This is a genomic window from Desulfovibrio sp. 1188_IL3213 (assembly GCF_036763145.1).
Classification (GTDB): domain Bacteria; phylum Desulfobacterota; class Desulfovibrionia; order Desulfovibrionales; family Desulfovibrionaceae; genus Desulfovibrio.
Genome location: NZ_JBAIYR010000002.1, coordinates 17,677 through 27,500 on the forward strand (window position 1 = coordinate 17,677; position 9,824 = coordinate 27,500).

The 9,824-nt window shown below is 47.1% G+C and carries 4 protein-coding genes (1 of these 4 running past the window's edge); all 4 read right to left on the minus strand.

What is annotated here, in order from left to right; genetic code table 11:
- Positions 1-8 precede the first annotated feature (8 nt).
- Tightly spaced (at most 52 nt apart), the 4 genes in view from V6C16_RS00325 to brxC form a layout consistent with a single transcriptional unit that may run on beyond the window.
- The gene (locus tag V6C16_RS00325; protein ID WP_333534973.1) at positions 9-2,246 is read right to left on the minus strand and encodes a hypothetical protein; all 2,238 of its coding nucleotides are present in this window, start codon (positions 2,244-2,246) and stop codon (positions 9-11) included.
- Positions 2,247-2,298: 52 nt separating this feature from the next.
- Entirely contained in the window at positions 2,299-4,950 is a 2,652-nt protein-coding gene (locus V6C16_RS00330) for a TrlF family AAA-like ATPase (RefSeq protein WP_333534972.1), read from the minus strand.
- A gap of 12 nt (positions 4,951-4,962) precedes the next feature.
- Positions 4,963-8,604, minus strand: a complete 3,642-nt coding sequence (gene pglX / locus V6C16_RS00335; RefSeq protein WP_333534971.1) for a BREX-1 system adenine-specific DNA-methyltransferase PglX — start codon at positions 8,602-8,604, stop codon at positions 4,963-4,965.
- Positions 8,579-9,824, minus strand: partial view of a BREX system P-loop protein BrxC gene (gene brxC / locus V6C16_RS00340; RefSeq protein WP_333534970.1) — the 3' portion only. 2,423 nt of this gene lie beyond the right edge of the window; the window shows 1,246 of its 3,669 coding nt (coding positions 2,424-3,669); its start codon lies off the right edge, out of view; its stop codon occupies positions 8,579-8,581. The genes pglX and brxC overlap by 26 nt, the downstream gene beginning before the upstream one ends.

Here is a 9,824-nt window from a genome sequence, read left to right on the forward strand (position 1 = left end):
CCTTATCATTAGAGAAGCCCGCCTAAATCTCTGTCATTATTTTGTGTAACAACGGCCCGGTCGAGTTGCTGCTTGGTGGCAGCATCCAGAAGGTGGATTTCGAGTTCCGAATGGCCATCAAACGTATATTCTTTGGTTACCCGCTCATTCCGTTGAATGTTAAACACATCGCTTTTATTCACTTGCTCCTTGTTAGCAAAAAATACCAGGTAGACCCTCCGGTCCATGGAGAATAAATCTCCAGCACCCTTGTCGCCCTGAATCTTGATTAAAAACAGATCGCCAGTGACATCTTTCAGGTCCACTTTGTTTTCAATTGATACAGACAGTGAAGCAGCTGATGCTCCGGACCTCTCCCAGCAGAAGTACGGTGTCACCAGCTCCTGGGGTGATACACCACCATGGGAGAAGCCGTACAACCCCGGAGTCTTGAATGGACTGATGTTCTTTGCAAAATACAGGTAGTCGAATTGCTTGTAGCTCTTTTCTACCTCGATCAGGCCAAGCGTCAGATCAGTTTGCTTTGTTTCTGTGCGGACATATCGTTCTGCCTTGTCACAATCACCCTTTAGTGAAAGAGAAATCTTATCCGCGTTACTCAGTAATCCTGTCAGTACGAAACCGTGATCAGTTACCAAATATACCTTGGCATAACCACTGGCCAAAAGAAGTGTGATCTTTTCAGCAAAGAAATCGATGGTCTCCGGGAAATACTTCAGCGCCTTTTGCTGAAGTTTCTCACCCATGTCATCGATGTCTTTATAGGTGCAAATTAGAACCTGGCCGGGGCGGGCCTCTTCGGTAACTTCATCCAACCTAATAAAATCGATATTGACATCAGGGTTCTGTGCGGCCAGATATTTCTCACGGTTACTCTGGACCGCTTCAGTCACTCCATTGGCCATATAGATGCGGCTCATATTGTTTTCGGTTTCTGAAGGGATATCAGCAAGGATTGAATCCTTCTTGAGGTTGGCTGTTCCTTTAACCCTTGCAGCAACCAATTCCGCTATTTCATAGGCGACACCATCTCCGACAATAACAGCTGTTTTCAACCACCCAGCATCATTGATAATCCGCTGCAGGGTCCCGGTCTGCGTTTCTTTGTAGCCACTCCAGTGCTTGAACCATTTATCGAGGAAGACCGAGACGTGCTCCTTGTATAGCTCCTGAAATGGCTCCAAGAGCTCTTTCTTATTGAGGAACTCCGCGTAGAGGTTCCGGATTGCGGTATCAAGTCTGCAAAAATATTTTTTGTAAAATTCAACACACTCTCTGAATGAGCTCAGGTAGGCAATATCCTTCGGATCAAATTCCAGCAGAGTGATCACATCACTCCAAAAGCAAATGCCAAGAGCTTGTGCCTGTCTGCTTTGATTCCGCTGGCGCAATTTAGCTAACGTTGTTGATATGTATGCTTTATCGGAAATTTTTTTGCCGATTTCAGTCAGCCACCGTTCATCCACCTGCCGGAATGGGTGGTTAATACTGACATTCCAGATAGCCAGGTCCGGGCTAAGCACATAACTGCCAAGGTATCTGTTAAATGATCCCTGGAAAGAGACAGAGTCAAGCCAGCCCGTATAGACCGACTCAAGTATCTTGTTGCAACAACCGGCCGTCAAGCCATCAAGCATGGCTTTTACCACCTCACTGGCCAGCGTAGAGGCGGGCTTGCTCAAGTAATCCCGCCCAAGCAGTTCATTGACTTCTCTGTAAAAAGTTTCGCGAAGCTGTGCGTCGTACTTCTCTTTCGAATAGGTGTCAGGATCATGCACAAACGGCAGCAGCTCTTTGTTTAAATCAAAGATTTCAGTCGCGCCTTTGTGGCTAAGATCCATCCAGTAGGTGCGGTCTTTGCCGACACTGACTTTGGCAGCCGCAATCAGCTCTTCCTTGGGAAGGTTGATATTCAGGTTTAGGGTCTGATGGACCTTGTCTTTGATATAGTTCTGGAGGTAACGGATCTCCAGGCATCCGCAGGTCTCGCAATACTCACGGATGAACTTGAGATCGTCCTTTTTTGAACGGGTATAAACGAGAAAGCGCTGTTGGCTAGGCTGTGCTTTCTCAATAAGGTACTTTGTATGCAGCTCTTCCAGCTCTGAATTTGCTTGGTGGACGGCATATTCATCCTCGATAACCTTCAGCAAAAACTTAGCATCGCCGGACTCATCGATAAATACCGCCACAGAATGGCTTGCATAAATGTCACGCAGGTCATTTTTGAACCACATATCAATCATTTATGAAGCCCCTTAGATTTTGCTAAACGCATGCACTTTGGCCTGATAGAGTTTACGGTTTCCATATTTTGTAAATCTCCTTACGACGGTTGAATGCCTCTTGCCCGCCTTCCATTATCTTTATGATAAGTTTTTGGGTGTCTTGGGCGTCAACACTCCCACTTTGTACGGCCACTTTTTCATCCATGAATGAACAGGCATGCACCAATTCGGCATCCCCTAAAACGGGAATATTAGGGTTGTGAGTGGCGAAAATGAATTGAACCCCGGGCTTCATGTCACGAATCAACTTGATTACATCTTCATATATCGTCTGATTGTCGAGATCATCCTCAGGCTGATCAATGATAATGACATCATTCTCTTTGAGGCTGAGAACGAAAAGAATCAGGGCAGAAGCTCGCTGCCCCAAAGAGTGGTGCTGCAACTCTTTGCCACGATATTTGATGATAAATTTGTTTGGGACCTGATACGTTAGAGCCGATTCAAGGTTGGCTAAAAGACGGTCTGTGAAGAGTAGCGGGTTGCTGCCAAAGTGTTGCTTTGCAGTATCCAGATCTTTGTATATTGACGCGAAATCAGAATACTGGCTGGCAATCCCTTGGAAAGTAGTGTCTCTGAGACCACTTCCTTTACAGTATTCTTTCATAGTATCTACAAAGTTCGCCTTATCGCCTTTGTAGTTGGAATCGATAGTAATTGAGGACGACTCTTTTTCGATTTTTTCCAGCTCGGATTTGATCAGCAAAAATTCTTCATGCCACAAGTCGTTTAACGCTTTAACTTCTTTGAGCAAGGTTTCCTGATGCCCGGCAAACTCGTCTTTCTGCTTCTGGAGCTCACCGATTCGGGTGACTGCTTTTGAACGCTTGGTCTTCAGTGCTAGAAATTCTTCAGAGCTGATATTGGTGTTCCCTGATTCTTTCAGCTCCTCACTCAACTTCCTTTCGATCTCTGCAAACTCATCAACCATCCCTTTGCGAATTGCCTTCATCTCCGTCTGAAGGTCTTTAAGCTGTTGCTGCACAGCAGAATTGTCCAGCTCCCAAACTTTCAATTGAGAAATCAGGGACAAATATTTGGTTTCCAAAATTGTTTTCAGTTTTTCAAACAGTTCAGCATTGTGTTTTGAAACATAGTCTTTCTTGGAGGACAGAACTGATTCATGGTCTGTAGATATGCTGCTGACGTCCTGAGAGAAGAGATCAACCGCCTCAATTGTCGCATCGATCTGCTTTACATCCGTATCGAAATCGAGTCGCTTTTGGAGCTTCTCTTCAACGTTGTGATCCGCATAAAATTTCAGTTGATGGTCGGCATCCTTTTTAATGTCGTTCTGTTCCTTGATCAGCTCATCCAGTCCCAACCCGCTGGTGAGATTACGAACCGCATCAATCACCTTCACTTTCTGAGCAGATATCTTATGCAAAACCTCATCCCGTTTTGAGCCCAGTAACTTGTTCACCAGGTCCTTTTCAAATCCTTCTCCAGTGCTGGACAAATCTTTCTGGCCAAAGTATATGGGTTTCCTGAGAATAGACTCTCTTATTGCCACCCCCTGTAGATCCTGACCGCCATCTTTAACATTCGTATCCTCACCATAAACTTTTGAAATCGTGTAAGCCTTGCCATGTCGGTCGACGACATCCATCTCAACCTTGCCGCCACTCCCCATGGTGTATTTGACCAGATCTTCTTTGTATTTTTTATCACCCGATTTTTCACCGAATGGAATTTGAAGGGCATAGCGTATCACTTCAAGAATTGATGATTTCCCACTTCCTCGAATTCCAATCATGGTGTTGAGTTCAGCAGAGAAATGGATTTGCTTTTCCGCCAAGGTGCCACCGGTAAAGCGGATATTCTGAATGCGGGAGTGGTTATGCTGAACAGGATTGACAGCAACACGGCTGTCCTTGTCCACAAGGGCGAATTTTACGGCATCAAAAGAGAAGGCTCCCAGCTTCAGGTAGCACGACTTTCCGTTGCCTATGTCTGCGATGGTTTTACAGTCAGAGCCTTCAACTTCCGCTGGATACCAATCACCAAGCCAGTCTTTTACTTTGGTTCTGCAAACCTTATCTGATTTGTCGTGTGTTCGAACCTTCTGAAACCCAAGAGTCCTGTAACGCACTGTTTCATATCTTTTATCCTTAAAATCCCCGAGCTTTCCTCCGCCCATTTCACACCACAATCCACTTCTCTGTTCTACATGGGCAAAAATGAGGAAGTAGTCACGGCCTGTTTTCTCCAACTCCTCAACAGCCTGTAGTATATTCTTGTCACTTCTGCCATTTTCATTCTGGTACTCTGATTCAGCCTTTCCTGGAAACATGGTTGTAATGAAGGGAGATATGTAATCATTACCGTTTTCCAGCCATTGATCACTAAAGACTATCAAGGTATGAACGCCGTTTGAGCCATCATTTACGGACAACTCAACCCCCGGAAGCAGGCAGATTTCCTTTTTGGAGGCCGTCTTCTTTAAAGCCTTGAATTCAGATGCATCAAACTTGTTATGGTTGGCAATCACGCCGAGTCTGATTTGGGTCTTTTCCAAGCCATCAACATAGTCTGAGAAGTAGTAATCCTCGCTTTCAGAATACTTGAATTCCTTGTCCGCCTTGGTGTGAAGATGAAAATCAGCCCTGAGCCAAGTCGCACCTGAACGAAAAACTGCACATTCTTTTTGTTCTGTTGGCATAATCAGCTCTCCCTACCAGTCCGCATTAAGGTACTTTTTAAGTTGGCCTGCATTGAGCACCTCGTAGGGGATCAAACCCTTTTTCTGCAGGGGAGCGATGTTTTTGCCGACGCCATCGTCGAGGATCGGGTTGTAGCCTTCGGCGAGCAGCTCATCAATCTTCTTCTTGAAGGCTTCGATCTCTTTGAGCTGTCTGAAGATGCGGTCTTTTTCGTTCTGGGCATCGGCGCTTTCGTTGCCGGAGAGGTCGCTCTGGTGGTTGATCAGTGAGCGCTCTCGATGCTCGATATAGACCGAGCGCAGGCGCATCAGTTTATCGCGGCTCCACTTGTAAATGATGATGTAGCAGTCAAAGCCCTGTTCCGGGCCACTGGAGAGATGCCAGATAAACGGCGTCTTGGGCAGGTACATGAACAGGTTCAGGTGGTCGGAAAGTTCCGCAAAGAAATAGTTATTCAGGTACTCGTGGATCGGGCGACCAAGCACCGAATCAAAGCTGGAGTACTGTGCTGAGCTGAAGCCTTTTTCCCGAAACTTTTCCTCGATGCGGTCCAGCAGCACTTTTTCACCGGCATTGGGCACCAGCGGGATAATACCGTCCTCATCCTCCATGAGGATCTCTCGGACCATGTCAGCCAGAAACTCCATGGCCAGCGTATGCATCCGCTGTTGCGGGATCACGTTGCTCTGCTTGAACCAGTACCAGACGTTGATCGGGTTGACCTGATGGCGGATACAAAACTCTTCCAGATCGTTATTGCTCTGGTAGAGGCTTCCGAACCCGCTTTCAATGACCTCGCGCTCTTCGGCCGTGAACTGTTTTGTCGGCAGAGCTACGATAAACTCACGGATGGCATCCAGCGGGAACTCCTTGGTTGCTTCGGTTTCAGCCAAATAGGCATCCCGAGCCTCATGAGAAACCGGCAGGCCCCCAATGCTCTTACCTTCTTTGGCCAGCACCATCGCCTTGTCATGTTCGGTCAGGTCATAGGCCTCGAATATCTGTTCATTGATGATGGCCTCATTGATGAGGACTTGTGCAATGAGATGGTTTTCATAGTTGAAGAATATTTTTAGGCTTCCATTGCCAGGATATGGAGTCTTAGCGAAATTCACTTCTACCAAGGAGTAGACGCATAGAATTTGTTTTATTTGAGCATTTGTCTTTGAAAGTTTCGAAACCATTTCCTCCTGAGTTTTTGATGGCGGGGTAAATGGTATTCTTTTAATATCTCCAACTTGTGTTTTTACAGTTGGATTCAAGCAGCTTATTATGTATGAAGCCAACTTTGTATTAATAAACCCAAGAAGGTAGTTGATGCCATAATCGTCCTTCGGAAATATCAAAGGAGCATCGTTATCGAACATATTGCCTGCAGGCATATATCGAAATGAGGTCCCCTTTGAGCTCGAACCTGAAAAATTCACCCCCTCTCTGTAATAACCTTTAGATGGACTAGAAGAATTTGTCTCCAATACATTTACAGTAGCCCATAGGTTTCCAAACCACTTATTGTGGGGGCCGCCCTTACCGTACAACTTCCATTTTTCAGATTCCTCGTAATCACGTTGATCGGCCGCAATTTCCCACCAAAGGCGGAGAAATCTGTTGTTATTGCCAGTCTGAAGACCGTTTTTTATATGGAAAAATTTTTCCAGAGAATCAGCCCCAAACTTCTCCCGGAACTCATCAGAGATCCAGTAAATGAATGGCCAGGATTTAATGATCTTCAGCTTGGATTGTGGAATGCGATATAACAGTTCATGTGTGTTACCAGCGAGGAACTTTTCATAGGCACCAAATAGAGCGTCATAGCGCTTGGTTTCATACAGGTGATTGAGTTTTACAAAAACTGCATCTTTTTCCTGATTGTTATTCTTTTCCAAAATGTAAAGAGCGCTATCAACCCGAGCTGATGGGTTGAACATACCTAAGTAGCCCCATTCAACAAAAAAGTTGATATGGGTTTTATCGATTATGAATTTACGGACATCTTCAAATGTCTTGATATACATGAACGTTGGAGGATGAACCATTGCAACAAAACCAGCTTTTCCTGTGAAGTCATAGCACCGCTTAATAAACGTGGCATACAGGTTGGTGTGGAACTTGTACGGCTTCTTATAGTTATCCTCAATGAACTCTCTCAGGTCTGGTCCGAAGTCGGCGCTGTCCGTATAAGGTGGATTTGCCGTAGCTACATCGTATTCTGTGGTGAGCAGTTCAAGGAACGTGATAGCGTCCCTGGTCTTGCTGGTCAGGAAGGTATTGCCCTGCGCCTGTGCATATTGCTCAACCGCCGTATTTAGATTGGCAAAAAAGGTAGCAGCAAAGCTTTTGTGGGCGGCTATTTCCATCAGAGTAAACAGTTCCGGCTGTGCGGAACTTTGTTTGGCTTCCAGTGCCTTCAGCTTAGCCTTGACCTTTTCATCCAGACGGATCAGTGAGCCGAACTTGTAGGCATATTGAAGGTCGGTCCAGACCTCTGCAATAAGCTCCTGCTGACTTTTCTCCAGCGTGGAGCCTTCGGTAAAGATGTGCTCAACGGTTTCGTATTCCGGCAGGTAAAAGTCCGAGGAGACCACGTTGAAGGCAAGTTCACCGATGGTGCGGCGTTTCTTCTTGGCCTTGATAAACAGACCGAGCTGGGCCAGCTGAACAGCCCGGTCATCCAGATCGATGCCGTGCAGGTTGTTTTCGATGATCAGCTTAGGGATGTCCTTTTCATCGTAATCGGCTCCGAAGTTATCGATCTGATCCACATAGAGCTCATAGAAGAAATCAAAAGCGTAGAGCAGGAAATTGCCCGATCCACAGGCCGGGTCAATGGCTTTGACTTCATGCAGCGGTTTGGGTTTGCGCTCCTGTTTTTGTGGTGCGTTGGCAATTTTGTATCGGCGCTTGATCTCGGAATCCGGATACATCTCCAGATAGAGCTTGCCCAGTGAGTTCTCCACCAGAAACTGTACCACCCAGCGGGGTGTGTACACCTGTGACTGCAAGGAGACCTTGTTGTATTCGGTCTTGTCGCCGCTGTCTTTGTGGGCCTTTTTCTTGACGTTGTTGTAGCTCTCATACATCCAGCCGAGAACGTCGTCGCTTTGCCAGATGTCGCTGCCCACCTGGCTATCCTTTTCCACCGCATTGAAGGCATCAATGATCTCGTTGAGGCTGATGGCATCGGGCAGCAAGGCGTAGGGGTAGGCTTTGCTGTAAAGCGGAAGGTTCTCGCCCAGTTCGTCAAAGGCTGTCTTCAGATATTCACGGATACCTTCCAGCTCTTCCGAACGCATATGCGGATTCATTTCAAGCCATGCCTTGTGGCCGAATGAGCGGTCGCCGTGCTCCGACTGTTTGGTCAAAACCGGTGGAAACAATGTAGCCGCCTCCATGACTTTGACCGCCGCCAGTCGGTTAAACAGGGTGAAGGTCAGCTCATCGATGAGCTTCTCCCGGGCGTGTTCGTAATCGCCGGTTTCCCCGATGTGGTTTTCGAGCATCTCCTCAAAACGCAAGCGTTTGGGCCTGACCTCTTCAGGAAGTTTTTCAATGTCCAGCTGCTTGTTCTTGCCGATCCCCAGCCTGGCGAAATGTTTATCGAAAGCCGCATCAATGAGGTCTCGGAGCTTATCTACATGTTCTGGTAATTTCATCTGCTAACATCCTGTCATAAATTTCTATATCCAGTTCGATCTCTTCATCCGGTCTGGCGGCAGCCAGTGCCGTCAGCTGAGCCGTAAGGAGCGATTTGTATTCCTGCACCGTCATAACCGTGCTGGTCACCTGAAAGTGTACTTTGCGCGGCTTTTTGGGAGTCGGAGGCTGATCAGGAGAACCTCCGCCAGTATCCGGTTCCGGCTTGGGAGCTTCAGCAATAAACCCACTCTGAAGAATCAGCAGCTCATTATCCTTGGTAGGAGCCAGTGCCGTGTAATTCAGAATATCCGAGAGTGAGTAGCCGCAGTTTTTGCAGGTGATGGCATATTCCAGCACTGGTTCTTTGATGACCCGGTCTGAGCAGTAACGCTTGAGCTCGTCCAGCTTTATCTGGTTCTGGGTATTCAACTCGGCAGGATAGCCCTTTAAGGCCCGGAGGGCTGCATCAACTTTTCCGCTGAGCAATTGGTATTCATGGCTCATTCCAGCTGCGGCGTTCTTGATCAGCTTGTAATAGCTGTCTTTAACGATCTGCACCTGCTGCTGCAGGCTGCCGAAGTTATTGACCATGTCCTGCTTGTACAGACGGTTAAACTCCTCGTGCGCTTCCTTGATACTGTTGTCGGTCCGATCCGCCTTTTTAAGCTCGCTGACCACCTCTTCAATGAAGCGTTTAAACTCTTTGACCTTGGAGAAGTTCTTTTTGATAAACTTCTGAGCCTTCAAAATGGTTTGGATTGCGGTGGAAAATTGATCGCTGCTGGTCAGCAGGTATTCAACTTTTTCGATGTAGTTGCTTTCTGTGACCTTCCCGGCGAAGCTCAGCAACGTCTGTTTCTGGTCGGCCACCGTCGGGAACAGGGATTCAAATCCATCGACCGTGTCACCGAGCGTTGTCAGTGCGCCGATGAGATGGTCGGCCATGTGCCTGACGCTGTCTGCCAGATCAAAGTCGTTGGTGTTCCAGTCCACCTTGCGGCCGGTGTGGGATTCGATTTCAAGATCCATCAACAGCTGGACGGCTTGATTTTTCTGGGCAGCCGTCAGCGTGGTCGTAATGGATTTAAACGAAGCTGACTTGAACTTGGTGGTATTGGTAAAGGCTTCCTGAATGCCGTTCTGTTCAGGGGAGAACCATGTGTCCCCATTGTATTTGACCGATAGGCGACCAGCCCGGAAGAGAGTAGCTAAGGTGGAGACAATGGTGCCGAAAGAA

Coding starts and splice junctions, on each gene's coding strand:
- V6C16_RS00330 (WP_333534972.1), bottom strand. CDS start 4,950: ATGCCAACAGAACAAAAAGAATGTGCAGTTTTTCGTTCAGGTGCGACT.
- V6C16_RS00325 (WP_333534973.1), bottom strand. CDS start 2,246: ATGATTGATATGTGGTTCAAAAATGACCTGCGTGACATTTATGCAAGC.
- pglX (WP_333534971.1), bottom strand. CDS start 8,604: ATGAAATTACCAGAACATGTAGATAAGCTCCGAGACCTCATTGATGCG.